At 57.5% G+C, this 395-nt stretch carries 1 protein-coding gene; it reads right to left on the bottom strand.

All coding sequences use genetic code 11. From position 1 onward, the window contains the following. Window positions 1-395, bottom strand: a 395-nt coding sequence (locus HMPREF3104_RS12530) for a hypothetical protein (protein ID WP_168156386.1), incomplete at both ends; no start/stop codon positions are given.

The following is a 395-nucleotide window of genomic DNA, read 5'->3' as shown; positions in this document are numbered from 1 at the left end:
GGTTGGTCCAACCGCGACCACGGATCTCATCAAAGCCAAGATCAATAGCAGCCTTCTCCTTGATCTGATTGACCGCGTAATCAGACAGGTAGGAACCATAGACCTTGATACCCGTTGCCGGTACGTCAGCACCGTTCATCTTGTTCATCAAGCTCGGCGTAAACGCACCCTGGGTGTGGTAGAGGTGCCAGAACAGATTGCCCTTGATCTGGCCGGGTCCGTTGCCAACGACTGGGTTCTTATCAGCCTTGTCGAGGTGCATGATGTCGTGGCGGGTCTTCTCACCAAACGCAAAACGGACATTGGACACACGGTCCGGCCCCACACCCCAGCCCATGCCGCCCGGGGTGTCGTACGTGTCGCCGTTCGGGCCCATGTGGCCGAAGTTGTAGCCA

Source organism: Corynebacterium sp. HMSC30G07 (assembly GCF_001806945.1).
Taxonomy (GTDB): Bacteria; Actinomycetota; Actinomycetes; order Mycobacteriales; family Mycobacteriaceae; genus Corynebacterium; species Corynebacterium riegelii.
The sequence above is the reverse complement of the archived record's forward strand: the minus strand, read 5'-3'. Positions and strand labels throughout refer to the sequence as shown.